This window comes from Bremerella sp. P1 (genome assembly GCF_028748185.1).
GTDB lineage: Bacteria > Planctomycetota > Planctomycetia > Pirellulales > Pirellulaceae > Bremerella.
Genome location: NZ_CP118164.1, coordinates 3,104,990 through 3,130,262, shown reverse-complemented (window position 1 = coordinate 3,130,262; position 25,273 = coordinate 3,104,990). Strand labels below are relative to the sequence as shown.

At 57.2% G+C, this 25,273-nt stretch carries 27 protein-coding genes; 12 read left to right on the top strand and 15 right to left on the bottom strand.

All coding sequences use genetic code 11. The annotated features are described in order from the left end of the window. Positions 1-107: 107 nt before the first annotated feature. Together PSR63_RS13130 and PSR63_RS13125 are read left to right on the top strand one after the other, a co-directional pair. Entirely contained in the window at positions 108-578 is a 471-nt protein-coding gene (locus tag PSR63_RS13130; RefSeq protein ID WP_274333908.1) for a carboxypeptidase-like regulatory domain-containing protein, read from the top strand. Between the two features lie 239 nt (positions 579-817). Next, positions 818-1,885 carry a DUF1559 domain-containing protein gene (locus tag PSR63_RS13125; protein WP_274333907.1) on the top strand — a complete coding sequence of 356 codons (1,068 nt, stop codon included), beginning with the start codon at positions 818-820 and terminating at the stop codon, positions 1,883-1,885. Between the two features lie 104 nt (positions 1,886-1,989). On the opposite strand, the gene PSR63_RS13120 is transcribed toward PSR63_RS13125, so the two are convergent. Beyond that, complete coding sequence (locus PSR63_RS13120; RefSeq protein ID WP_274333906.1) at positions 1,990-2,400, bottom strand: hypothetical protein; 411 nt, start codon at positions 2,398-2,400, stop codon at positions 1,990-1,992. Then, positions 2,397-3,218 (bottom strand): wax synthase family protein, encoded by an 822-nt coding sequence (locus PSR63_RS13115; RefSeq protein ID WP_274333905.1) that lies wholly within the window; start codon positions 3,216-3,218, stop codon positions 2,397-2,399. The genes PSR63_RS13120 and PSR63_RS13115 overlap by 4 nt, the downstream gene beginning before the upstream one ends. A 253-nt stretch (positions 3,219-3,471) precedes the next feature. Between PSR63_RS13115 and PSR63_RS13110 the strand changes: the two genes are divergently transcribed. The 3 genes from PSR63_RS13110 (at position 3,472) to PSR63_RS13100 (ending at position 7,437) form a co-directional block, all read left to right on the top strand. Continuing rightward, positions 3,472-4,797: an APC family permease gene (locus PSR63_RS13110; RefSeq protein WP_274333904.1), complete on the top strand. Its 1,326-nt coding sequence runs from the start codon at positions 3,472-3,474 to the stop codon at positions 4,795-4,797. A gap of 57 nt (positions 4,798-4,854) precedes the next feature. Then, positions 4,855-5,886 carry a DUF1593 domain-containing protein gene (locus tag PSR63_RS13105; RefSeq protein ID WP_274333903.1) on the top strand — a complete coding sequence of 344 codons (1,032 nt, stop codon included), beginning with the start codon at positions 4,855-4,857 and terminating at the stop codon, positions 5,884-5,886. Positions 5,887-6,015: 129 nt separating this feature from the next. Further along, entirely contained in the window at positions 6,016-7,437 is a 1,422-nt protein-coding gene (locus PSR63_RS13100; protein WP_274333902.1) for a DUF1254 domain-containing protein, read from the top strand. On the opposite strand, the gene PSR63_RS13095 is transcribed toward PSR63_RS13100, so the two are convergent. Next, entirely contained in the window at positions 7,434-8,420 is a 987-nt protein-coding gene (locus tag PSR63_RS13095) for a glycosyltransferase family 2 protein (protein WP_274333901.1), read from the bottom strand. The two genes, PSR63_RS13100 and PSR63_RS13095, sit on opposite strands and share 4 nt — an antisense overlap. Positions 8,421-8,645: 225 nt before the next feature. Continuing rightward, positions 8,646-9,245 (bottom strand): REP-associated tyrosine transposase, encoded by a 600-nt coding sequence (locus PSR63_RS13090; protein ID WP_274333900.1) that lies wholly within the window; start codon positions 9,243-9,245, stop codon positions 8,646-8,648. A gap of 382 nt (positions 9,246-9,627) precedes the next feature. Here PSR63_RS13090 and PSR63_RS13085 point away from each other — a divergent pair, with 382 nt between their 5' ends. The 3 genes from PSR63_RS13085 to PSR63_RS13075 all read left to right on the top strand — a co-directional run bounded on the left by PSR63_RS13085 (position 9,628) and on the right by PSR63_RS13075 (position 12,177). Continuing rightward, entirely contained in the window at positions 9,628-9,990 is a 363-nt protein-coding gene (locus tag PSR63_RS13085) for a hypothetical protein (RefSeq protein ID WP_274333899.1), read from the top strand. A gap of 138 nt (positions 9,991-10,128) precedes the next feature. Next, a complete protein-coding gene (locus PSR63_RS13080) occupies positions 10,129-10,776 on the top strand; it encodes a hypothetical protein (RefSeq protein WP_274333898.1) in 648 nt (215 codons plus the stop codon). Between the two features lie 36 nt (positions 10,777-10,812). Beyond that, positions 10,813-12,177: a HEAT repeat domain-containing protein gene (locus tag PSR63_RS13075; RefSeq protein WP_274333897.1), complete on the top strand. Its 1,365-nt coding sequence runs from the start codon at positions 10,813-10,815 to the stop codon at positions 12,175-12,177. Between the two features lie 43 nt (positions 12,178-12,220). Here the strand turns inward: PSR63_RS13075 and PSR63_RS13070 are convergent, their stop codons facing one another. Continuing rightward, positions 12,221-12,637, bottom strand: coding sequence for an EamA family transporter (locus tag PSR63_RS13070; protein WP_274333896.1), 417 nt, complete (start codon positions 12,635-12,637; stop codon positions 12,221-12,223). A gap of 25 nt (positions 12,638-12,662) precedes the next feature. After that, complete coding sequence (locus PSR63_RS13065) at positions 12,663-13,013, bottom strand: hypothetical protein (protein WP_274333895.1); 351 nt, start codon at positions 13,011-13,013, stop codon at positions 12,663-12,665. A gap of 149 nt (positions 13,014-13,162) precedes the next feature. Here PSR63_RS13065 and PSR63_RS13060 point away from each other — a divergent pair, with 149 nt between their 5' ends. After that, positions 13,163-13,912 (top strand): hypothetical protein, encoded by a 750-nt coding sequence (locus PSR63_RS13060; protein WP_274333894.1) that lies wholly within the window; start codon positions 13,163-13,165, stop codon positions 13,910-13,912. A 127-nt stretch (positions 13,913-14,039) separates the two neighbouring features. Further along, the gene (locus PSR63_RS13055; protein ID WP_274333893.1) at positions 14,040-14,384 is read left to right on the top strand and encodes a hypothetical protein; all 345 of its coding nucleotides are present in this window, start codon (positions 14,040-14,042) and stop codon (positions 14,382-14,384) included. On the opposite strand, the gene PSR63_RS13050 is transcribed toward PSR63_RS13055, so the two are convergent. The 7 genes from PSR63_RS13050 to PSR63_RS13020 form a co-directional block, all read right to left on the bottom strand. After that, positions 14,381-14,623, bottom strand: coding sequence for a hypothetical protein (locus PSR63_RS13050; protein WP_274333892.1), 243 nt, complete (start codon positions 14,621-14,623; stop codon positions 14,381-14,383). The genes PSR63_RS13055 and PSR63_RS13050 overlap by 4 nt on opposite strands. Positions 14,624-14,705: 82 nt before the next feature. Continuing rightward, positions 14,706-15,734: a DUF1559 domain-containing protein gene (locus PSR63_RS13045; protein ID WP_274333891.1), complete on the bottom strand. Its 1,029-nt coding sequence runs from the start codon at positions 15,732-15,734 to the stop codon at positions 14,706-14,708. A gap of 17 nt (positions 15,735-15,751) precedes the next feature. Beyond that, positions 15,752-16,828, bottom strand: coding sequence for a DUF1559 domain-containing protein (locus PSR63_RS13040; protein ID WP_274333890.1), 1,077 nt, complete (start codon positions 16,826-16,828; stop codon positions 15,752-15,754). Next, positions 16,818-17,870 carry a DUF1559 domain-containing protein gene (locus PSR63_RS13035; protein ID WP_274333889.1) on the bottom strand — a complete coding sequence of 351 codons (1,053 nt, stop codon included), beginning with the start codon at positions 17,868-17,870 and terminating at the stop codon, positions 16,818-16,820. The genes PSR63_RS13040 and PSR63_RS13035 overlap by 11 nt, the downstream gene beginning before the upstream one ends. A gap of 2 nt (positions 17,871-17,872) precedes the next feature. Further along, complete coding sequence (locus tag PSR63_RS13030; RefSeq protein WP_274333888.1) at positions 17,873-18,598, bottom strand: DUF2306 domain-containing protein; 726 nt, start codon at positions 18,596-18,598, stop codon at positions 17,873-17,875. A gap of 115 nt (positions 18,599-18,713) precedes the next feature. Further along, on the bottom strand, positions 18,714-19,880 hold the full coding sequence (locus tag PSR63_RS13025; protein ID WP_274333887.1) for a serine hydrolase domain-containing protein: 1,167 nt from the start codon (positions 19,878-19,880) through the stop codon (positions 18,714-18,716). Positions 19,881-19,977: 97 nt separating this feature from the next. After that, positions 19,978-21,462 carry a SulP family inorganic anion transporter gene (locus tag PSR63_RS13020; RefSeq protein WP_274333886.1) on the bottom strand — a complete coding sequence of 495 codons (1,485 nt, stop codon included), beginning with the start codon at positions 21,460-21,462 and terminating at the stop codon, positions 19,978-19,980. Between the two features lie 424 nt (positions 21,463-21,886). Between PSR63_RS13020 and PSR63_RS13015 the strand changes: the two genes are divergently transcribed. Together PSR63_RS13015 and PSR63_RS13010 are read left to right on the top strand one after the other, a co-directional pair. After that, on the top strand, positions 21,887-22,873 hold the full coding sequence (locus PSR63_RS13015; protein WP_274333885.1) for a DUF1559 family PulG-like putative transporter: 987 nt from the start codon (positions 21,887-21,889) through the stop codon (positions 22,871-22,873). Between the two features lie 43 nt (positions 22,874-22,916). Further along, the gene (locus PSR63_RS13010; RefSeq protein ID WP_274333884.1) at positions 22,917-23,375 is read left to right on the top strand and encodes a carboxypeptidase-like regulatory domain-containing protein; all 459 of its coding nucleotides are present in this window, start codon (positions 22,917-22,919) and stop codon (positions 23,373-23,375) included. Here PSR63_RS13010 and PSR63_RS13005 read toward each other — a convergent pair. Both PSR63_RS13005 and PSR63_RS13000 read right to left on the bottom strand, forming a co-directional pair. Next, positions 23,372-23,716, bottom strand: coding sequence for a hypothetical protein (locus tag PSR63_RS13005; protein ID WP_274333883.1), 345 nt, complete (start codon positions 23,714-23,716; stop codon positions 23,372-23,374). The two genes, PSR63_RS13010 and PSR63_RS13005, sit on opposite strands and share 4 nt — an antisense overlap. 180 nt (positions 23,717-23,896) lie before the next feature. Further along, entirely contained in the window at positions 23,897-25,231 is a 1,335-nt protein-coding gene (locus tag PSR63_RS13000; protein ID WP_274333882.1) for an outer membrane protein assembly factor BamB family protein, read from the bottom strand. Positions 25,232-25,273 lie beyond the last annotated feature (42 nt).

The window sequence follows — 25,273 nt, the reverse complement described above, 5'->3', positions numbered from 1 at the left end:
GGTTGTCGTAAATGATGACATCAGTATTATCTAACATCTCTTGAAAAAAACCTTCCTTTTCCAGCCTTCCCCCAATCCTACCTACCTCTTCTTACTGGAGTGTTGCCTTGAGTACTTCATGGTATCAATCTGCCCCGTTATTTCTCTGTATCGGACTATTGATGATGCCCGGTTGTTCCAGCGCAGACACCGGCAAGTCATTGGGGGCCACGGTCACCGGAACCGTCAGCTACAACGGCAATCCAGTCGAAGGAGCAATGGTCACCTTTCGTCCCGCCGGCGAGGGTGGTCAAGGTGCGTTTGCTCGCACCGATCAAGAAGGCAAATACGAGCTATCCTCTTCCGCTGTTGGAACTTCCGGTGTGAACCCAGGCGACTATGTCGTAACGGTCACCAAGAAGGAGGTGGGCGAGTCGACGGTCGCGTCCGAGGATGATCCCAACTACGACCCTTACGCCACCGGCCCCGCAGAGGCCAAAAGCGTCCTGCCGAAAAAGTATGCCAATGCCAAGACTTCGGGGCTGGAGTTTACGGTCAAACAAGGCGCGAATGACCTGCCGATTGAATTGACCGACTAAGATCAATTTGTACCCACCCCCCAGTTCAGCGACACGGCGGAGCACGAACAAAGGAAACAACCTGCGCATTAACATGATGATGCGGGTTGCCACAATGCCATAGCCCCTGTTTTGGGGTGACGACCTAATCGCATTTTGTGCTAAGTTTGAATTGAATTGTTGACCTCTCCTGTGCTCGTTCGACGCACGTTTTATCTCCGTTGTTTGTCAGTTATCCACCCACCCCACGAGAATTCATCATGCCCTTTCATTCGTCGAATCGACGTGGCTTTACCCTCGTCGAACTTCTGGTTGTGATTGCCATCATCGGTGTTTTGATTGCCCTGCTGTTGCCTGCCGTACAACAGGCCCGCGAAGCAGCCCGCCGGATGCAGTGCTCGAATCAATTGAAGCAACTCGGGCTTGCCCTGCATAACTATCACGACACGTACGGGGCGTTCGTTCCTCGAAAGCAAGGCACCAACGATCCTGGCTACGGCAGCGGCAACGAGCGTCTTTCAAACTCGGGACGAGCAAGCGGATTCATTGGCTTGCTGCCATTTATTGAGCAAACGGCTATGTACGATAAGATCGCTGCTGGTGACGGCAGCACGGCACCTTGGGGCCCATATGCGTGGGCTGGCTGGGGCGTTTGGAACAATGCACCCGAGATGTTGCTTTGCCCTTCCGCCACTTCCAAAAGCAAGCCTGCCAGCGCGGTGAACTATATGTTCAGCTCAGGTGATTCGATCCAAGGGAACCGTGATGGCTCGAACCTGCGTGGGGTCTTCCAACGTGTTCACGGCGTTAACATGCGGGACATTACCGACGGCACGAGTAACACGATCGCCATGAGCGAACGCTTGATCACCAACTTCGGCATTGGAGGTGGTGGCACCAACATTCCTGTCACCGAGGGAACCGCGACTGGTTTGTCGGGACTCTCGGGCAATCCTTCGCAATGTGTTGCCACCGCCAGCGGAAGGTTCTATGCCAATCCCGGCGACATCAAAGGCCGCACAGGCTGGCGATGGACCGATGGCCAGATTGAAAAGGTCGGCTTCACTACGGTTCTGCCACCCAACGCTGCGTCTTGCATTGACGGTACCAACCCGAACGGCGACGGCAGCAACACGATCTTGCCACCAACCAGCAATCATCCTGGCGGTGCGATCGGCTTGTTCTGCGATGGCTCGGTGAAGTTCGTCGCCGAGACGATCGATACCGGCGACCTGACTGCAGGTCAGGTTACCAACGGTCCCAGCCCTTACGGGGTTTGGGGTGCTATGGGATCAAAGTCTGGTGGCGAAGCCTACGCGGCCAACTAGCTTCCTTGCGGCTCAAACGTTGAATCCAACAAGCGATCAGGTCCTTCGTGGTTCCTGGTCGCTTTTTTTATTTCGAACGCAGGGTCGTTCACGATCTCTCCTTCTCACGAATGGATCGCACCCCAACCGTAGATCAGCATCAGCACAAAAAAGACCACGGTCAGCGTGTGATACCCTGCCGTCAGCCACCAGGCCGTGAGGTGCTGCTTGACATCGAGCACGGCCTGCAGCCCAAGACGCACCAGCCAGAAGAAGCAGACGTAGCCGCAGAAGACGCGAGCCAGGCCACTACCCTCAGCAAGCTCCTGGGCATTGGTCACACTGATAACACCAAACGCAATGATCGACATGACGACATAGCCGCCGTAAACCCAGTACATCTGCCAGTGCAGCTTGGACAAGCTGGCCAATTCGTTCTTCCAATCGAGCCGAAAGGGAACCAGTGCCGATGCGATCAGGATGCCGAAGTGCATCAGGCCGGCAACAAAAATTAAGGTGGCCAGTGATGGCATCATGTGGCTCCTATCGCGTGAAGAAAGGGAACGATCACGTTGCGGACAAATGGTGGATGGAATAACAGGGCAACCGGCAGAACAAGACACGCCACGGTAAACAACCAACCCACCGCGCCACGACCAAGGCCCACCTGGCGTCCGAGCGCGCTACGCTCGATCAAGATGCCGAGTCCCTGCACAATGAAGAACAGCGTAGGACCTCCGTAGCCGGCACCGGCAGGAATCGAAATCACCGCGTCGTGTACCAGTCCACTCATCAGGAACCCGGCCATTAAGCCCCAGGTCGTACCAAAGCGTTTGGTGAGCGGCCTAAAGAGATAGCGGAACGTGAGATCGCGAAACGCTCGATTCCAGCGTCGTCCCCAGAATTCACCAAGGCTTGTCGCTAAGATCGGCCAGTCCATCAGCGGCTTCGCATCGATGTCATACGATCGCCACCAGCACGACAGCAAGTGGAAGACCCCGAAGTGCAACACGAAGATGAGACCGATCATGCCGATCCATCCCACCAGCAGCTCTCGTTCAGCCGAAATCAGCGGCAGCACGCCATAGAGAAGAACAACGCCGACAGCCGTTTTCGCGGCCGCAAAGAGCCACTCCAAAAGCGTCGGCGTCACGACACCATCTCTATCGTTGAGAAACGCATCGCTGTCCATGCCCGGCCAGAGCAATAGGTACTCGGCAACGCGTTGGCGATCGACGCCTGATCGTCGGGCGAACGACCACGTTAACCATTTACAGGCGACGTAGATCGCCACGGCCAGTGACCACATCCCGACCCAGGGCGAGGGCATGATCGCCGCGGCGGGAACGTTCACGAAATCAAAACCGTTGAACACAAAGTCTCATTTGTAAGAGAGCTGGCGGAAAACGTAGAAACGGTGATTCTACCTCTTGGTTAACCGTATTCCTGGACCGATTGGTAACTTGGTGTCGTTTCGGTCCTTACCGACATACTCTGCTTGTCATTCGTATGGTAACAATTGGCCTGCGATGTTAGATTCCTGAGTCGATCAGGCAGTCTGTTACGCCTGATATTCTCATTGCGGCAAATCGATTGGCCAGCGGCGAATGTCTTCAGGGGAAGAAGAAAAACTGGGCGTACTCTCGACCCTTTCCATCGGGATTGGTGGAATGGTCGGCGGGGGCATCTTTGCCGTCACCGGGCTGACCGTTGAAGTAACCAAGGGGGGCGCCCCGGCGGCGTTCATCATCTCGGGGATCGTCGCTCTGCTGACCAGCTATTCCTATCTCAAGCTGACACTGCGCTATCCAGGCGAAGGAGGAACGGTTGAGTTCTTAAACCGAGCCTTCGGTGGCGGCATCCTCACTGGGTCGGCGAACATCCTTCTCCTGCTAAGCTACGTCGTGCTGCTGGCGATCTATGCCTACGCATTTGGCAGTTACGCGGCGAGCTTCTTCCCCAAGCCGGACCGACCCTTCTGGCTGCATACGTTTATCTGCGTCGTGATCGTCGGCTTGTTTCTGCTGAATCTGTTCGCGTCGAAGATGGTCGTTAAGTCCGAGAACTTCTTCAACGCCGCCAAGATGATATTGCTGTTGGCATTCATCGTGTGTGGCCTGGCGACGCCGATTGAGTGGAGTCGGCTCGACTACGAGAACTACGTGACAACGCCTGGCTTGATCGCTGGCGCCATGCTGATCTTCCTGAACTACGAAGGCTTTGAACTGATTGCCAACGCATCCAACGATGTGGTGAACCCGAAACGCTCTTTGCCCATAGCGTACCTGGGTGGCGTGGCAATCGTGATGGCGCTCTATTTTCTAATCGCCATGGTGGTCGTCGGGCATCTCGGATTCGACCAAGTGAAGGAGTCGAGCGCCCATGTGCTCTCGGTCGCCGCCGACGATGTGATGGGCCGAACAGGCTATATCGCGATTGCAGTCGCCGCCATCTTCGCGACCAGTTCGGCGATCAACGCCACCTTTTACAGCACCGGACGACTGACCTACATCATCGCCAAGAGTGGCGAACTGCCCAAGGAACTGGAACGGTCCATTCGTGGTCAGCACGCAGAGGGAACCGCCATCACGGCAGCCCTGGCATTGCTCATTGCGAACTTCGTTCCATTGGAAGCGATCGCTACCATGGGCAGTGCCGGCTTTTTGCTGATCTTCTTCGGGGTCAACGTAGCCGCGGTGCGCCTGGCAAAAGAAACCGGCGGGCGACGCTGGATCTCCGCGCTGGCCGCCATCAGTACGTGGGTTGCCCTGGTCGTGCTTTGTATTGAAGTCGACGAGAACGTCCGAACGCGGAGCCATCTTTGGATTCTCTTAGCGATGATCGGCCTTTCTTTAGGCATCGAAGTCGTCTACCGCAGCATCACCGGGCGGAAAATTCGCCTGATGAAACGGAAGAATCACGATCCGAAGTGAAGTAAGATAGAGACTGACCGTTTCGTCCGATCCACTTCGATCACCAGAAAGCTTCCCATGCGAAGTCTCGCTCTATGTCTGTTGTGCGTCTGGTCTCTTGCCGTCGTGAGCCCGGTAGTTGCTCAGCAGCCCGATACGCGGCCGCGCCTGCTGGTCCTCACCGACATCGGTGGCGACCCGGACGACCAGCAATCGATGGTTCGCCTGATGGTTTATGCGAACCAGTTTCGCCTGGAAGGTCTGGTGGCTTCCGCTTCCGGGACGCCCGGCGAACTGAAAAAAGCAATCACGCAACCGCAGCTCATTCGCGAGATCGTCGATGCGTACGGCCAGGTACGTCCCAGCCTGGCCAAGCATGAATCGAACTGGCCAGAAGTCGCACAGCTTGTCGCGTGCATCAAATCGGGCAATCCGCAGCGCGGACGAGAATACATTGGCGAGCCGCACGACACCGAAGGCTCTCGCTTTCTGATTGATCGTATCGACGCTGGCACCAAGGACGATCCCCTGAATATCACCATTTGGGGCGGTCAGACCGACCTGGCCCAGGCACTCTGGCGGGTAAAGCACGATCGCAGTGAAGAAGAATACCTGGCATTCGTGGCGAAGTTTCGTGCCTACGATATCGCCGACCAGGATGGCATCGCCGATTGGATGCACGAGCAGTTCCCCGGCATGTTTTACATCCTGAGCAAAGCTCCCAAGGGCGAAGATCGCCGAAAAGGTACCTTTCGCGGGATGTATCTGACCGGCGACGTTTCCACGACCAGCCGCGAGTGGATCAACGAGAACATCCGCTCGCAGGGACCGCTCGGCAAGCTTTATCCCACCAAGACCTGGACCGCTCCCAATCCGCATGGCTGCTTGAAGGAAGGAGACACGCCCTCGTGGTTTTTCTTTCTGCCCGCAGGCGGCAATCAACTGAGTGATCCTTCTCAGCCTGGTTGGGGTGGCCAATACGTCTTGGCCGAAGATGGCTGGTACCGTGACCAACCCAGCAGCGGCGGCGACCCGCGCGAGTCGGTATCCAAATGGCGTCCTGACTTCCAAAAAGACTTCGCCCAGCGAATGGCCTGGTGCCAGGATTAGCCTGCACGCCGACGGACAATTCTTGGTGAAGAATTGAAAAAACAATTCTGGCGGCTCGACTGCTGCTCTATTCTAAGAAGACAGCCAGGGGCAACTTTTCACTATCAGCGAAACTCGGGGGAGTGTGTGATGAAGACCAAATTGGCATCGATGATCTTACTCTTGGCGTGTCTTGTCAGCCCTGGCTCTCTTTACGCGGAAGCCCCATCGCCTGACGACGTCGCCACGGCCAAGACGGCGATCATCTATGGCTATCCGATGGTGATGAACTATGCCGCCATCTACGAGTTCTTCATCGACACCACGTCCAGCCAGTACAAGTGCGGCTTCAACGAGATCTGCAACACGGCCCACGTCGCCACACCGGCCGACACCGCGGTCGTGACGCCCAACAGCGATACGCCTTATTCCTTCTTCTGTGCCGACCTACGAGCCGAGCCGGTCGTCTTCGCCGTGCCGCCGGTCGAAAAGGATCGCTACTTCTCGGTGCAACTGATCGACATGTACACCTACAACTACGGTTATGTCGGCAGTCGAACCACCGGTACCCAAGGGGGCAAATACATGGTCGCCGGCCCGAACTGGAAAGGGGAGAAACCGCCTGGCGTCGACAAGGTCTTCCGCTGCGAAACCGACTTCTCGATGGCCGTCATTCGCACGCAGTTGTTCAATCCGGAAGACATCGTCAACGTCAAGCAGATTCAAAAGGGGTATCAAATCCTTCCCCTGTCGACCTTCCTGGGCGAGCCTGCCCCGGAGAGTCCGCCGCAGGTCAACTGGCCCAAGATCGACAAACAACTGGCAGCCAAAGATCCGTATGCGTACCTGGCGTTTCTATTGCGTTATTGCCCCACCGTTGGACCGGCCGAAGTGGAAGAGCCGCTGCGAGCCAAGTTCATGAATATCGGCATCGAAGCCGGCAAGCCCTTCCCTTGCTGCGAATTGAGCGAAGGCCAGAAAGCGGCCTTGAAGTTGGGCGGGGAACAAGGAGTCGCGGCCATCAAGGAGAAGGTCTCTAAGATCGGGGTCGAGATGAACGGCTGGCGCGTCACCGCGGCGTTCGGCGATCGTGACTTCTTCAAGGGTGACTGGACGCTACGTGCCGCGGCCGCCATGGCCGGTCTGTACGGCAACGATGCCGAGGAAGCCACCTATCCGCTGACCGTTCAAGACATCGACGGCCATCCCCTCGACGGCAGCAAGCAGAACTATATGCTCACGTTTCCCGCCGGCGAGTTGCCGCCGGTCAATGCGTTCTGGTCAGTCACCATGTACGACGGTAAGACGCAGCTACTGATCGAGAATCCGCTCGATCGCTATCTGATCAATTCGCCCATGCTGCCAGACCTTAAAAAGAATGCCGATGGATCGCTGACCATCTACATCCAAAAGGATTCGCCGGGCAAGGAGAAAGAAGCGAACTGGCTGCCGGCTCCCGACGGGCCCATCTACATGGTCCTTCGGCTCTACTGGCCGAAAACCGATCCACCATCGATTCTTCCGCCTGGCAAAGGAAGCTGGAAACCGCCAGGGGTCGTCAAAGCAAACTAAGCAGCCTGACGACGCATCCTGATCGACTGTGGGCTATCGTCGTCGAAGTTGGTCAGGCTACGAACCGCGTACGAGTCGTTGCCATTCGAGGCGTAGTAGATTCGGGCATTCACTTCACCCAGAAGGCCCATGCCGAACATCTGCGAACCGAGGATCGTGCTCAGCACGGCGAATAGCAGCAGCGGGTTGCCGGTCATATCGACCCCGCCGATCAGCTTCATACCGATGGTGGTCATCACGCTCAGCCCAGCAATGCCCAGACAGGCAAAGCCCATCCGGCCAAACAGCTTCATCGGACTGGTGAAGAACTGCTGCATGTAGGCGACGGTCAACAAGTCGAGCACCACGCGCGTTGTGCGACCGATGCCGTACTTGGTCTGGCCAAAGCGGCGGGCATGATGCCGCGTGACGACTTCCACGCACTTCGCCCCGCGCTGATGCGCCAAAATCGGGATGAAGCGGTGCATCTCGCCGTACAGTTCCAACTCTACGGCAATCTCGCGGCGGATCGCCTTGAGGGTGCAGCCGAGGTCATGAATTGGGAACTTGGTAACCTTCGAGATCAGCCAGTTGGCGATCTTGGAAGGAAGCTTGCGATTGACGAACGCATCCTGGCGATTCTTCCGCCAACCATGCACGAGGTCGAAACCTTCGTCGATCTTTTCCAGCATCATCGGAATGTCTTCCGGATCGTTCTGCATGTCGCCATCGAGCGTGATCACGACGTCCATCGACGCATGCTGAATGCCGGCGTGCATGGCAGCCGTTTGGCCATAGTTCCGGCGGAACTCAACCACCTTCACGTGCGAATCGGTGGCGGCCACTTCCTTCAGCTTAGCGGTCGATCCATCGCTGGAACCGTCGTCGACAAACAAAATCTCATAGTCCCGCCCCAGGTTTGCTAGCACCTCGTGCAAGCTACTGTAGAGCAGGGGAATGGTCTCGATTTCGTTGTAAATAGGAACGACAACGGAAACGCTCATAATGGCAAAACCCGCGTGAAACTCGAAGGAAATAGGGGCTAAGGGCCGGAATCAATAGATACCGACAGAGCCCAGGTCGCGGGGATGTTAGCAAACGGAGCGTTTTGGAGGCAAGGCGAGTCCTAGCAATGCATTGCCCAGAATCTTGGGTGCCACGCCCAAGTCCGCTTGGGCGTGCGAACAAGAGAAGACTTTCTAGCCCAGGAGTATTTTGACAAAGAAACATCATGTCCATCGTCTCAGCGAAGACCTTCCCTCCGACGCAAGCAGTGGTGGAACCGAATTTCGCTGGATGGCTAGGGGAATATTGGTATCGGACTCCCATGCCAATGCACTAGACCACTTCCACAGAGTAGCGTCTTTCGCCAAACCGCGACGAACGGGGTTTTCGTGCGTGTAATTAATCTTCTCATGGATATCTCGAACGCTTCTCAGATTGCGGTCGTAACCACCGCCACGTTGCCAGAATCGATAGGTAATGATCCCGTTCTTTTGTTCTTCCAGGCGAACTAGAAACTGAGGCGAGTTTTCCCGCAGCCAATTCACGGCTCGCCTGGAAACCGATTGTTTGATGCTCTTGAGAATTGAAGCCATCTCCGAATTTTCTCGTGGGAGCACGACTAAATGAACGTGTTCTGGCATGATGACATAGGCCCAGAGATCAAATGGTACGGTCTCTTGAGACTTGGCAATTGCTTCAGTGACATACTGACGAGTTCGATCCTTGCTCAGTAACTTCTGACGTTGGTAGCAAGAAAAAGTGACGAAGTGTGGGTCACCAGGTGTGTCGTAGATCTTGCGTCTTTTTCTGTGAGCAGTGGCCATACGCAATAGTATCGATGGGCTTTTTCAACAGTTCAAGCAAACTCTTGAACCCACACGCCCAAGCGGACTTGGGCGTGGCACCCTGGCACGTATTAGCCCCGCAACGCGCGAGGCCTACGAACAAAATCCCAGGCGCACTATCCTCCGGCCACCTCAGGCTGGTATAAGGTATACATCGCTGGGCAAGCTTACCCGGCACCATCATTTTCTGCTCGGTCCCATGTGACTTTCGTCACGTTCGTGGACCACACTACCGCGCCCGAATCTTCTCGGACGATTGCCCAAGTCCCTGCTCAACCGCAGGCACGCGAATTCACCCTTTGACCACAAAGTATGCCTGCGTCAGCGTGCGCATAGGCCACCAATTGGAGACTACATCACCATGTCCAGTACTACTGAACGTCCCAATCCTTCCATCGTCGACCGTATGAAGAAGCTCTACGCCGAGCTTCAGGAAGAGCTGCGTGAGAAGCAGCTAGAGATCGACCGGCTCCAGCAGGAAGTCGACGAACTGCAGGAAGCTCAAGACCGCGAAGAGCGCCCCAGCCAAGCTCAGGAGCATTCCAGCCAACCTCCTGCGGTGCCATCGCGTCGTCCTCGTTTGCAGGCGAAGAAGGTACCGGTGTGTCAGCGGACCAGACAAAGAAAACGTTCCTCGCCAGGCGATGCCAGCGCGGACCAGCATGGGGCGGTGGATTGGAACATTACCGGTGATCGTGGGCCGCCTGAGGCTGAGTTTTCATGAACCTTGTGGGAATTTACGGCTGGCAGCCCGGAAATTACTTGTTTAGCCGTACTTTGGTGACTCAACTGAATGCCTTATTCCAAGTTACGTCGTATGCTTAGGGGTATTACGACGCGATCGATATGAAGGACGCTCCCCATGAGATTACTCCTCTTGATGGCATGTTGCCTGTTGGCAACATCCGATGTTCTTGCTCAAGACTACGGTGTCCCTGTGGTTCCGCTGTACGGCGACTATGGGCATGCCTCGACAGCGGCCGAAGGGGCGCTCAACGGGATGGCCAACGTGGTCAGTGCCCAAGGCTCGTATAACCTGCAGACCTCGGAAGCGGCGATCAACATGACCCAGGCCCAAAGCCAGGAGATTGCCAATCGTCAGCAGTACGCCAATACCTATTTCCAAATGCGTTCCCAGCGCGATGCGTACGAGGCGAAGAAGCATCCGCGTCCGACCGAAGAACAGCTGGTGCAGCTGGCCCAATCAGAAGCCCCCAAGGGTCTTCCCGACAGCGCCATCGACAAAGAAACCGGCAAGCTCAACTGGCCGACTCTCCTGCAATACCCAGACTTTGAAAAGCAGCGGGAACTGACCGAAAGCCTGCTGAAGAAGAAGTCGGCCAATGGCATGCTTGGTGCCCAGGACGCTCAGCAGTTCACCGAGGCAGTCGAACAAATGGCGACGACCCTCAAGCGAGGCATCACCAAGGTTCCTCCGCAACAGTACATGGACGCTTACACCTTCTTGAAGAAGCTGCTTTACTCGACCTGTCAAACTCAATTGCCGTAGTCAGAAGTTTGCGTTTTTGCTTTGGAGAACCCCGTCGTGATTCGACTTACCACCCTACTGGCATTGGCTGTACTGACTTCGGCTTCCTGGCTTTCCTTTGCCGTCGCAGACGAAGCCGATAAGCCGTCCGTTGACGCCTTGGTCCAGGCCACCGCCAACGAAGACCCGACCGTTCGGCGAGAAGCGATCGCCAAGCTCATCGAGCTTCAGCCTGGTCCCGACGTTACCATCCCGCTGTTCACCAAGCTATTGGAAGACGCGGATCCGGCAGTGCGTCTGCGCGTGATGAACGCCATCGCCGATGCTGGTCCCGCCGCCGTGCCGGGCCTGATCGAAGCACTCAAGAACGACAAGGCAGCCTTCTGGGCTTGCTTGATTCTGCGTGAGATCGGTCCTCAAGCCGCCGACGCCGCTCCGGCCTTGGCCGGCCTGGTCGAAAACGGCCAAGGCGAGATTCGCCGCGAGGCCTTGTTGGCCTTGGCATCGATGCCTCAGGCAGCCGAGAAATTCACACCGGTCATTACGAAGTGCTTAGACGATCAGACGCTTGAAATCCCAGCGACGTACGCGTTGGGCCGCATCGGCAAATTATCGAACGAGACGGCAGAGCGTCTCCAAGCCAATGCCCGCGGTGAAGGTCTGTTGTCGCTGGTCAGCCTGTGGGCTCTCGCGCGTGCAAACCCTGAAGACAAAGAGCTGAACCAAAAGGCGATTCAGCGTCTGGCGGCTGGTTTGAATTCCAAATATCCGCTGGCTCGCGCGATGGCTTCGCAGGGACTCGTGTCGTTGAAAGCACCGCCGGAGCTGCTGAAGACCGCTTTGAAGAATGACCTGAGCATGGCCGAAGTCCCGGTCGTTCGTAATGCGCTCAACGTGCTGGCTTCGATGGGGCCGGACGGGATTGAATTGTTGACCGAAGCCATGAAACACCCCAGTGTTCAACACGATGCGATCCTGATCATTGGCGACCTGGGTCCTCATGGGGCGCCTGCGACAGCCGCGTTGGCCGAACTGATCGAAAGCGACAATCTGCTGGTCGCCAACGAAGCGGTCGTTACGCTTGGCAAGATCGGACCTGGTGCCAAGTCGGCGGTTCCGAAGCTGGCCAAGGCGCTCGAAGAAGGGCAGGGGGCGATCGCCCATAACTCGGCATTGGCCCTGGGACGAATCGGCGCCGACGCTAAAGCTGCCGAGCCAGCTCTGATGAAGGTCATGCAAAGTGCCCAGGACCCATCCCTGCAAATGCTGTGTGCCTGGGCTCTGGTCCACATCGATGGCGATTCGGAAGCAACCCAGCAGAAAGTCGCTCCGGTCATCGCCGCAGCCGCCAAGTCGGATAACCCCGTTCTACAAAAGGCGGCCAGTGAACTTCAGGCGAAGATGAAGGGCTCTGGCAAATAGGCCTTTTTCGAGAGCGTCCTAATACGCCTAAGCAACTTAAAAGCTATCGCCAGGCAATCAGCGCCGCACCGGCCACGATCAGTGCCCCTCCGACCCAGTGCTGCCACGCGAGCTTTTCGCCGAGGAAGATCGCGGCCAGGGCAATCGCGAAGACAACGCTCAGCTTATCGACCGGGGCTACCGAAGATGCCTGACCGACGCTGAGTGCTTGAAAGTAGCAAAGCCACGAGGCACCAGTCGCCAGGCCTGACAGGGTTAGAAACAGGACCGCGCTACCGGAAAGAGAACCCCAAGCCGGCATGCCGGTGGCAAAGACAATCCCCCAGGCCAATACCAGGACCACCGTCGTGCGAATGGCCGTCGCCAGGTTCGGGTCGATGCCGCTGGTCCCGGCTTTGGCAAGCACCGCGGTAATGCCCGCGAACAGGGCAGCCAGCAGTGCCCAGGTAAACCAATTCATCGTGCGTATCCTCGTAAGCGCAAGCTCAATCTTCGGACTCACGGACAACCGGATTGCCAGTCCATCGTGCGACGGCCCTTAGTAGTTGAAACGAAAAGACCGTCACGACCACCATCGTGATGAAGAAGCCCAGGCCTGCTGCCTTGCCGGCATTTACACCTTGTTGATTGTCCCAGGAATCAATCAGCGAGTAGACCAGAAAGCCGGCGAACGCGCCCAGCCCCAGGGAACCGAGCGCGACCACCCAGCCCACCAGGGTGAAGCTACTGAAATCGATGTCGAGTTGATTGATCCACCGTCCAAACCGGGCTGGGGCGCTGTGATCGTCGTCGTCGGGAATCATGCGTTCAAATTCAGGAAGAACTGAAATGACCATTCGCCTCGTAGTATGCGAATCGCGGGAAGCAGGATCAAGCGTTTCCTCGATTTCTCGCTTGTCGACAAATCCTTTGCCTTAATAACGGCATTGCCGTACGCTGTCGGAAAACCCCACTTCTTTTTCCTCCTTCGCAAGGAAATCTCGTCATGCGATGCGCGCCGATTTGGACTCTGGTATTGGTACTCGGCTTTACGACTTCTGCCTGGGCACAGTTTGGTGGCGGTGGATTTGGCGGCGGCGAGATGACGGGCGGGGGAATGGGTTTCCCGGGCGGCATGGGTGGCTTTGAAGCCGAATCCGCAGAAGCAAGCAAAGGAATCGCCGTCTACCGAGCCGCCCCGGCGGACGCAGGCCGCTTTGCAGTTACCTGGACCGGTGTCAGCGCCACGGCAAGCCAGAACATTGCTGCGAAGGTGAAAGGGGAAGAAACCAAGATTGAGTTTGTCGAAACGCCCCTGTTCGAAGCAGTGGCGTACCTGAAGAACCTGCACGACATTCCGATCCTGATCGATCAGAAGGAATTGGAAGACAACGGGATCGATGTCGATGTCGCGATCACCGCCCACTACACCTCGCTCACACTCCAGGCAGTACTCGACCTGCTGACCAAACAGTACGAGCTCGGGTGGTACATCGAAGGAGGAGCGCTTGTGATCACCTCAGAAGAAGAAGCCAAGACCCACCACTCCGTTCGGATTTACAAACTCCATCAACTCGAAGCCGCCGGCGCCGCCCAAGTAATCGAAAAGATCGTCGACCCTGCTTCGTGGGTCGAACTCGGGGGAGAGGCAGACCTGGCCGTCATCCGGGACCGAAACCTGTTGGTCATTCGGCAATCCCGCGAAGGGCACGCAGCCGTCGAGTCGCTCCTCACCCAACTGGAAGAAATGAAATAGGGCTTGGCCGTTCTCGGCTTGCCGTCCCGTATGTTTTGGAAGCGAACTGACCTGATTTCGCTTGTCTCTCGCGTATCTTTCCATGGACAATCAAGGAACACCTGTTACCTCCTCGAAAGCTCACTCCATGGAATCCTCGAAGCGTTTTCCCTGGTGGGTGTTGATCACCGCCCAGGGACTTTGTGCTGCAGGATTGTTGGCAGGCATCTTTTGCCTGGTTTCTCCCTTTTGGTTCTCGGCCGGCGTCTATGGCCTGATCGAAGGTTACGATCGGCAAACCGACGTCCTGGGGATCGTCTGGCTGGCAGGCAGCCTGGGCAGTATGTTAATCGGGGTGATTCTGATTGGTGCCTCTGGGCTGACCGCCATCTGGACCGGTATCGCCGTCGGCATTGGCGGGCTCGCCATGAAGAAGATTCCTCCCAAGACGGACCCTGAAGAAGCCCCAGCCGACCAGGCCGAAGAAACCTAACCCACCGGCCGCCGCTTCCGCTGGCGTGTACTTCCCCCGTCGCTGTTGCCGTCGTCGTCGCCAAAGACGAACAGCACCGCCACGGCCATCGAAATGGGCACGATGATGGTCCAACTGATGCCGGTTACCCAGGTCAGCACGATCCCAATCACCAAGCCAACCGCTGCATGAACGGCGACCAGACCTGCGATCACCACCAGCGCGGCGCCTCGCAGCAGATTGAACAGATGCTTTTTCACTTGGGCGATTCCCGTGACGTACCGAAGGTAATGTACACGGGAAGTATAGGTCATAAATTGCCGGTCGGCCCGATTACAGCGATTAAAGCTCGTGCTCTTCCGCCGCGGCGATCGTCCCCAGCGCGCCCCAAACGCCATAAGGACTGGGCTCTGTGGAATCCGGCGGAAGCGATGCCTGGGTAAGATCGCCCGTGTCGATATCCTCGGTAATGAACCGTGTCGAACCATCCGCCATGACGACGTGCGCCCCGAAAGCATGATGACTTCCCAAGCTGTAGATTCCATCGACCGCTTCGGTTCCGTTCAAACCACAACTGGGAAAATTGGGTGGCAAGATCGTATTGAACATCGCCGGCCCCGCCGCGCCATCGGCCCAGCTATACCCGCGGCTATGTGCCGTTAGATCGTTGAGTTCCCATTCGATCCCTTCGCCGTAACAAAGCTCGGCACTGGCCATCTGTTCTGGGGTCTGCGAAATCACCTTGGTCGTGATCGTGATCTCGCCGAGCAGCACCGTGTTCGAGGTTCCATCCTTGATATCGCGAAAGTGAAGCTGGCGTCCCGGCGAAAATGGTCCTCGTTGCGAGTCGCCTGGGTGATAAATGTGGGTCGAATCCCCAATGCAAAAGACATAGCTGGTCGGCCCCAGCGCCCGAGAATCATCGAACGGGTCCGACGGACAATTCAGTTGATCGAGCTGCGTCGTCCACGGCTCGTACGTATCGTCCCACGGGTCCGGTCCCAGCGTTGGATAAGCCTGACCATCAAACGTCGATGACGCCATGATCGTATCATACAGTGCCCCTTGCTCGAGCATGGGCAGAAGTGCGACCAGCCCGCTCAGACGTTTGCCATGGGAGGTCATCTCCGTGGGCTCGGGCGAATCGCCGCTCGAACAGCTGGGCAGCGACTCGAACGTATCGTGATAGTTATGCACACCCAGGCCCATCTGCTTCAGGTTGTTCTGGCACTGCGCCCGACGAGTCGCCTCGCGCGAGGTTCGCGATACTGGCAGTAGCAGGGCAATCAATAGCCCAATGATTCCAATCACCACAAACAACTCGACAATTGTGAACCCGCGTCGCACCTGATTCAAAGACTTGCTTTTCATCGCTCTGCCTTTCGCGTTTAGTAATCGGTATCCTCGATCTGTTCCTGACCGTTAATCGAGCCCAACGCACCCCATACGCCGAAGGGACTAGCGAAGGGCTGCTCGGCGTAGTCATCCACCGTGGGTGGTGCCGCCGACACGTTGCCGCAGTCGATCGTATCGGGGATGAAGCGAACGCTTCCGTCGCAGAAAGCCACGTTCGCGCCGCCGCGATGATAACTGCCGGCCGAGTAGATTCCGTCGACGACGCCTTCCCCACTCACGGCGCAGCTGGGGCCATTGGGCGGCAGGATTGTATTGACCAGGCCCGGCCCGGCAGCGCCATCGGCCCAGTTGTAGCCGCGGCCATATTTGTGCAGCTGAACTTGCGAAAGATACGTCTGCTGGTTGTTACTGACCGTTCGCAGGCCAATCCCGGGATCGTCCAAGATGTTGGGTGGAAGATCGATCGCGTATTGCCCTTGAACAGCACGCTGATTTGCCGTGCCGATCTCAGCCATCGCGATGGTGTAGGAGGTCCCGTCGGTGATGTCTGGAAAGGTTGCCACCAAGCCAGGAGCAAACGCGCCGCGCAGCTTCGGTAGTTGATGGATATCCTTAGCCACATCGCCGATGCAAAACGCATAGTTCGTCGGTTGAAAGTGCTGCGAGGTGATCTCGGCGGTTGGGCAATTCAGTATTTCGAGGCGTATTTGCCACGGTTGATAACTTCGATCCCAGGGAACCGGCCCGCCAGGCGGAACGCCAGCTGCCGGATCGCCTCGCTGGATCACTTCGTACAACGCTGATTGCTCCATCATCGGCAGCAGGTCGACCGCTCCACTGAGCCGACCTTCGTTGCCTCCGGTGCCTGTGCCTGCCATGGCGGAAGGGAGGTGACCGTTGACGTCATGATAGTTGTGGATCGCCAGAATCAACTGTTTGAGGTTATTTACGCACATCATTCGATACGCCGGACGATGCCCCCGGTTCAGGGCAGGCAACAAGAGAAACAAGCCTGCCGAGATGATGAAGACCACCACCAGCAGCTCCTTCAGCGAGAAACCACGTGGCTGCGATCGTCTTGCCAGGCTAGGGCGATTCCTAGAAATCATGGTTCTCCTCCTCGCCTGAGATGGTTCCCAATGCTCCCCACACGCCGAAGGGGCTGGCAAATGTCTTGCCGGCAAAGTCTTCCGACGTCGGAGGCGCGGTAGCCGAATCGCCTGCGTCGATCTCTTCGGAAACGAACCGCGTGCTGCCAACAACTAGCAGAACAATGCAGCCGCCCGGGTGAAGACCGCCAGCCGAGTACACCCCGTCGACCGCTTCCATTCCGCCGACCGCACAGCTGGGGCTGTTGGGCGGCAAGATCGTGTTGACCAAGCCCGGCCCGGCTCCTCCGTCGGCCCAGTTGTAGCCACGTCCCTGATCGTGCAGGCCGACCTTTTTCGAGTAGTACTTCATCCCGTTATCGACCGTTCGCCAACAGATGCCGGGATCGGCAAGGATCGTCTTCGGCAGATTCACCGCATACTGCCCTTGAACCTGACGTCCATACGCCGTGCCGATTTCGGCCATGGCAATCGTGTTGGACATGCCGTCGTCGATATCAGAAAAACGGGTGAACAGCCCCGGGGCAAACGCTCCCCGCGCCTCAGGAAGTTGGTGAATGTCACGCGTCACATCCCCAACACAAAACGCGTAGTTCGTCGGCTTGTAGTCCTTACCTTCGTAGGAAGCGCTGGGGCAGACAAACATCTGAACGCTTTGCTGCCAGGGACCATACTTCTTATCCCAGGGAGGTGGACCTCCTGGCGGATGCCCTTCGTAGTCTGCGGGATCCATGATCTGATCGTACAGTGCGTTCTGCTCCAGGAAGGGAAGCATCGCCACCAGGCCGCTACGGCGATGCTCGTTACCACCGATGCCTGTGCCGCCCATCGCCATGGGAAAGCAACCATAGGTGTCGTGATAGTTGTGCAGGGCGAGGCCAAGCTGCTTTAAGTTGTTCGTGCACTGCATTCGCCGGGCAGCTTCGCGAGCACATCGACGCCCGAAGGGAAGCAAGCAAAACAGGAGGGCCGCGATAATGAACGTCACGGCAAACAGTTCTTTGAGTGTAAAGCCGCTACGCATTTCATCGCGGGTCGCCATCGTTAAGCCTCTTGCAGTTGCACGTCGCGGGGTTGTTTCTTCTTGGCCGCTTTGCGTTTCTTACGCCAGCGGATGGCTTCGTAGGCGGCCATCGGGACAATCCAGCTCAGCCAAGCATTCCATTGATAGGCCGCGAAGCTTTCGGTATCGGTGACGATCAAGATGCCGGCGACAATGCGAAAGAGCAGGGGAGCGACCAGCAGCAGAAAGCAGTGCGTCGCCCAGCGCTGGTGCACGGGGAAGTTGCGCTGCATCGCATACCTGGCGGCCAAGGTTACCGTCAGCGCGGTGGCAATCGCTTGCAGACCAAACCCGACGCCTGCGATCGGCCCGGTGAAAGCCCAGAACGCCATGACGAACCCGCTGGGCGCGACCAGCCCCAACACGAGAAACAACTGAGCCTTACCCAGACGCCGATGCCAGGGGCCGTGCGTCTTCCGCTTGCCGCTGACCATCAAGTAGGCCGCCAGCAGGATGGCGATCGGAGCGGTGATGATGTGCACGTAGAAGGCCGGCGGATAGATTCCACGAAACGATTCTTCCCGCCCCAACAGAAAGACCGCATCGAAGTTGGGCGGAAAGTAATTCACGTACTCGGCGACGATCGAGAAGAGCACCTTGCCCAGGAGCAGAACGACCACGCCTGCGGCAATGGCTTTCAACGTTCGATAACGCGCTGACGAGTCGTGCGCCTTCACGATCTTGCGGCGAGTGGCCGCCTCCGACAAGGTTATCCGATGAGATTCAAGACGAGCGAGGCCACACAAGTGTGTACGCGGGCCACCCCTGGAGGATAACCAAAGTTGTCGTCGGAGTCGATTAGATTGCAAACATCGCCGGCGGTTACTCGGCCGCGGCCGGAACTTGCAGCAGTGCCTTGGCGATGATGTTCGCGGCGCCCTCACCCCCTGGCGTTTCTTGCAGATTGGCCAGCACGATCAGCGTGAGCCCCGTTTTCGGGTCGTGTCCCATGAACGATTGGTAGCCTGGCAGCGAACCATCGTGACCGAGCATCGGCCCCAGCTTCGCCATGCCTAGTCCATAGCCGGCACTGTGTGGATCGTCCGGGTTATTGGGTCGGATGCTTTCCAAACGCTTGGTTTGCATTGGAGCATCCAGCAGCCCACCACCGACTAGGGCTTCGACATAGACGGCCAAATCGCTGGCCGTCGAGATCGCTCCGCCTGCGGCCCAGCCCCACGAAGGATTGGCCAGGGTGACATCCGTGGGAAGCAGCTTGCCGGCGAGGGCTTCTTTCTGCTGCTCATCGGTCAAGCTTGGGTTCTCGTTCGTGCCAAACAGATAGCCGTGAGCAAAAGGGGACGGCAGCTTGTTGTCTTCTTGCGCCGGCATTAGAGTCCGCGTCATCTTCAGCGGCTTGAAGATCCGCTGCTCGAATGCGTCCTCGAGCGACATCTTGGTCAGCCGCTCGATTAACACGCCCAGCATGACGTAGTTGGTGTTGGAGTAGAAGTACTCGGAGCCTGGCTTGAACATTGCCGGCTGCTCGATGCCCAGTTGAATCAACTGCTCCGGCGTGAACGTCTTGGTCGGCTGCTGATCGAGTATTCGGTTGAACGACTTCAGTTCACTGTAGGTCGCGATGCCACTCCGCATATCAAGCAGGTCGGCGATCGTGACTTCATCCCCTTGGGGAACGTTATCAAAGAACTGCGAGACCTTGTCGTCGAGCTTCAGCTTGCCTTCTTGAACGAGTTGCAAAATGACGGTCGCCGTCATGGTTTTCGTGTTCGAGCCAACACGAAACGACATATCGGCCTGCATCGGCTGCTTCGTCTTTAGATCCGCGACACCAAATGCCTGGACCCACTCTTGGTCGCCTTGTCGCATCAGGACAACGGCACCAGGGATGGCGTTTTCGCTGATTAGCTGCTCCACCGTATGAGCCAGCGTGGCCTGATTGGCGGGCCACTGGGCCTGACAGTTCGAGACCAGCGCTGCGCTGAAAAGCGCAAAAAGACCACCCACAGAAAGCAAACGTCGCAACATGCCGATCCCCGAAAAAGAAAAAGCCCTAACACATCGTGAACTATAGCTTACGATGCGTCAGGGCTGCATGTCCTGTCGGTAGTATTTCGGTCGCGGCTTAGTGCCCGGCCAGCTGGTCGGCGGCGTCTGGCTTGTCGTGAATGGCAAAGCGGTCGATCATCAGGGCACTGGCTTCGTTCAGGCCAATCAGTTCGACTTCGATTTCCTTCTGGCGATACTTCACGATCACCTTATCGAGCGCACCGACGGCCGTGATGTCCCAGAAGTGGGCACCCGTTACGTCGATGTGGACTCGATCAAGCTTCTCTTGATAGTCGAACGAATTCACGAATCGGTCGGCCGAAGCAAAGAAGACCTGGCCGGTAACGTTGTAGGTCTTGCCGGTGTTGCACTCGTGCATTTCGCCTTCGACGTCCAGAATCTGACCGACCTTGTGGGCGAAGAAGAAGCCGGACATCAACACTCCGACCAACACCCCTTGGGCCAGGTCATGCGTCGCGACCACAACCACCACAGTGCTGACCATCACGGCGCTGGAGCTCTTGGGATGCAGCACCAGGTTCTTCAGCGATTCCCATTTGAACGTACCAATCGAAACCATGATCATCACCGAGACGAGCGCGGCCATCGGGATCATCGAGACGTACTCACCCAGGAACACGATCAGAATCAGCAAGAAGACGCCTGCACACAGCGTCGACAGTCGACCTCGCCCGCCGGACTTCACGTTGATCACCGATTGCCCGATCATCGCACATCCGGCCATCCCACCCAGGAAACCCGCCAGGATATTTGAGCAACCTTGACCAATACATTCCTGGTTCTTATCGCTGTGGGTGTCGGTCATCTCGTCGACGATCGAAGCGGTCATCAGCGATTCCAACAGACCCACCACGGCCAGCGTGACCGAAACGGGGAAGATGATCTGCAGAGTTTCAAACGTCCAAGGAATCTCGGGCAGCAAAAACACAGGCAGGCTATCCGGCAACTGCCCCATGTCACCCACGGTGCGGATCTGGAAGCCGCAGGTAATCGAGACCACCGTCAGCACGCAGATAGCAATCAGCGGCGAAGGAACGGCCTTGGTCAGGTAAGGGAACAAGTAGATGATCGCCAGACCGGCGGCCACCATTGGGTAAACGATCCACGGAACACCAATCAGCTCAGGCAGCTGTGCCATGAAAATCAGGATCGCCAAGGCATTCACAAAACCGGTGATCACCGACTTGGAAACGAATCGCATCAAGACGCCCAGCTTGAAGTAGCCAGCGGCGAGTTGCAGGAACCCGGTCAGGATCGTCGCAGCCAACAAGTACTGCAGACCATGCTCCTTGACCAACGTCACCATGACCAAGGCCATCGCGCCGGTTGCGGCCGAGATCATGCCTGGCCGGCCACCCACAAACGCGCTCATCGCGGCAATACAAAAGGAAGCGTACAGGCCGACCTTAGGATCGACCCCGGCGATGATCGAAAAAGCGATCGCTTCGGGAATCAGGGCCAACGCCACCACCAGACCTGCCAGCAGGTCCTTGGGCACGTTTCCAAACCATTGTTGACGCAGAGGTTCAGGCTTATGCATCTCGTTCTTTTTCCGGACAGTGATTTTCGGTAGGGGATCGGGGAGGAAATTTCCACCAGATCCGATAGGGATAGAAGGCTAAGAACGCGGTGTCTTTCAGCGGGTGGAGAGAAGAGTTCGCAAGCTCGAGGCGGAAATAATCCACATTCAAGCTATGCCATGGTGGGCGAACTTCACGCTGAGAGAGAAATGGCTACACCGGTTAAACTACCTTTATTTGTTTAATTAGTATCTTGTATGGCACCCATATTACCACAAGCAGTTTTTGACCGATAGTTCAAATCTCGTGAAGTTTCCCAGGGGGCGCGTTGGTGGGACCGAAGGAAACATTCCCGTCCCTAATAATGACTTTAAAAAGGAACAGAAACCCACTACACTTTAAAATCTCATTTACCCCGATTTTTCCCTTTACCTGAGCCCACCCATGAAGAATGTGAATCGCGGTTTCACGCTCGTGGAACTGTTGGTCGTTATCGCCATCATTGGCGTTCTGATCGCTCTCCTCCTGCCTGCGGTCCAACAAGCTCGTGAAGCTGCCCGCCGCATGACATGCAGCAATCACCTGAAACAGCTTGGCTTGGCGCTGCACAACTACCACGACACCTTCCAGACGATTCCTCCCGGCGGACTGTGGGCCAACGATATGCCGTGGACAAGTCCACCTACGCCCAACCCGGCGCGCGGTGGTGTGTTTACGTGCCTTCTGCCGTTTGTCGAACAGGCATCACTTCACGATCAGATCGACTTCACCAGTACGGCCCACGTGCACGACCAATGGGCTGACAGTCCGGCCAACACCAAGCGTGTGCGTCAGGTCATCATCGAAACGTACCAGTGCCCCAGCGATACGCACGGCGGGCTGATCCCCGGCACGCAGAATGCCGCCCATAACTACTCGGCCAATTACGGTCCCACCGGGGTGAACAGTGCCGGCAATCCCAATTGCTCGTGCGCCCAGGGAGCCGTCTTCAATGGGTTCAAGATCGACAGCCAGCACAATCAAGACAACCCAGCCGGTCCCTTTAGTCGCCGCGGCAATCGCTACTGTGGCAAGTTCAGCGAAACAACCGATGGACTATCGAACACCATCTTCTTTGGTGAAGTCCGAACCGATTGTTCGGTCCATGCTCGCAATGGTTGGGCGAACTCGAACAACGGCAGCGGTTTGGTGAGCACCTTGATTCCGATCAACACCGACACCTGCTACGACTCTTCCAATGCCCCCGGTGGTGACACGTGCTATGCGAAGTGCAATTGGAATTTAGAGTTTGGGTTCCGCTCGCTGCATCCCGGCGGGGCACAGTTCGTCCATGGCGACGGCTCGGTCGCGTTTCGCTCTGAAACGATCGACCACGATGCCTACCAACGTCTCGGTCAACGCGATGACGGCCAGCCAATCAACTTGAATTAACCCCACCATCAAGCCCCTTCCTGTTGGTTACGTAGATATGCACATGCGAACTTCTGCGCTGATGTTGTCGATTTGTCTCGGCCTGAGCTCCTTGCTGGGCTGTGGCGGCACTGGGATGTTGCCTGTCGAAGGTACGGTGACACTCGATGGCGAGCCGCTCGAGGGTGCCGCGATCAGTTTTGTGCCGGCCGAAGGGGGTCGTCCTTGTTCGGGACAAACCGACGAACAAGGTCACTTCACGCTTGCTTCTTACACCGCCGGCGACGGCGTGCCGCCAGGCGAGTACAAGGTGACCGTCGTCAAGCTGGATGCCCGACGCCAGGCAGAAGCGGCCCCGGTGGAAGATGGCACGGAAGAGGACGAGCAAGTGATGGGCAGCATCGAGGAAGCCGTCAAGTTCCTCACGCCGATGAAGTACTCGTCGCCGGCTACGACCGACTTGAAAGTCGAAGTGACTGCGGGGATGGAACCCGTTCAGATCGACCTGAAGTCAGGCAACTAGTGCTGCGAACTGATCGTCGTTGCCTGACCGACGGCGACACGTTCGCCTGAGCGAATATAGCCCCATTGGCCGATGCCGTTGTTTTCAAACTGGACGAACATGTTGTCCAGTCGGTGCGAGCGAATCAAGAGAGAGCGGCTGTCTTCCGAGAGTTCGATCTGACTCTCTCCCTGGTCGCGCCGATCCAAAAGCTGCACGATCTCGGGATCCTCCAGTAGCTCTGCGTTATCCGGCACGATCGAGAACATGCAGTCTCCTTCGATATCGCCTGGCGGGATAGCGCAGAGAATAAACCCGATGTGCTCAGTGCCGTCGAGAGTCTGCAGGACGATGGCTTTCATGAGAGGTGTCTACGCTAAAGGAGATCGGAACTTGCCGCGAGTTTTCAGTCGATTATAGTCCAGTGGTCCCTCAATAAACCTGGCTTCCGCAGAATCCAAATGAAAATCTTGGGCACACCCCATCGGTAGGCATTCGACCAGTCGAACGCCCATCTGCGTTACCTACTGTGGGCCGCTAGTTTACTCGCTTCCGATGCAGTACAGATACTTGCCGCTGCGAACAAGCAGACGCTTCCCATCGACCGCAGGGCTGGCGTCGAAGCGGGTACCATCGGATAGCTTGTTCTTGGCCAGTTCCTCGTACTGGGGCTTTGCGGCGACGACCAGCGTGGTGCCGTTTCGGGCAACGTAATAGATTCGGCCCTCGGCCATGACCGGAGACGCATAGACCTGGTCGAATCGCCCCAGGCGTTCCTGGTAAACCACCTCTCCCGTCTTGGCATCGCTGCAGTAGGCAATGCTCCCGTTGTAATCGATATAGTAGAGATGGCCTTCGTGATAGATCGGGGAAGGCACGTTGGTGCCGGCCTTGCTTGTCCACAGGCGATGCGTATCGGTCACGTCACCACTGCCGCCAGCACGAACGGCCAGGGCGGCTGTGCCTGAGCGACCGCCGACGAAGTAGACCACCCCATCGGCCCCGACTCCGGTGGGAACCATGTACCAGGAGATATCGGTCTTACAGGTCCACAGCGGATCGCCGTTCGCCGGGTCAAACGCCATGACATCGCCGTGACGTGCGACGACCAATTCCTTCCGGCCTGAATCGGCGGTCACAATGATTGGGGTGTTCCAAGCTTCTCGAATGCCATCGGTCTTCCAGCGCTGCTTGCCCGTGGCTCGGTCGAGCGCTATCAGCGATTCACTTTCGATACTCGCATTGACAATCACCATGTCTTCGTACAGCAGTGGAGACGCCGCAGTTCCCCAGCCGCTGGTCTTGCTGCCCACGTCCGCTTGCCATTTCTGGTTTCCCTCGTGATCGTAGGCGATCACGCCTGACTTGCCGAGAAATGCGACGACCCCGGCACTATCCGCCGCACAGGTATTAGCCGCATAGCCGTGATCGCGAATGTTTTCTTCCTCGGGCAGCTTGGCCGCCACGGTCTTGTCCCACACGACTTTGCCCGAGCTGCGATCGAGAGCCAGCACATGCCGCTCAAGATTCTCGAGACTCCCTTTCGACTCTCCCGGTACGAGGTAGCCGGTTAAACTGGTCAGATAAATATGGTCGCCGAAGGTCACCGGACTCGAAGCCCCAGAACCGGGAAGCTCGGTTTTCCAAACGATATTCTCCGACTCGCTCCAAGTCAGCGGTAACCCGGTTGCTGGCGACGTCCCCATGCCGCTGGGGCCACGAAACCGCGGCCAATCATTTTCCGAGGCAGCAACGTTTGCCACTGCCGTTAACGAAGTCGGCTGCTGCGGGGGCTGAGCATCACAAGAGGTACCGATCAATAGGATCGAGGCCGTAAGAGACAAAGCACGAAACGAAAGCGCGAAGAGTCGGAGCATGACACACCGGTGGGGCTTGGGAGGTAAGACGAATCGTGAGGA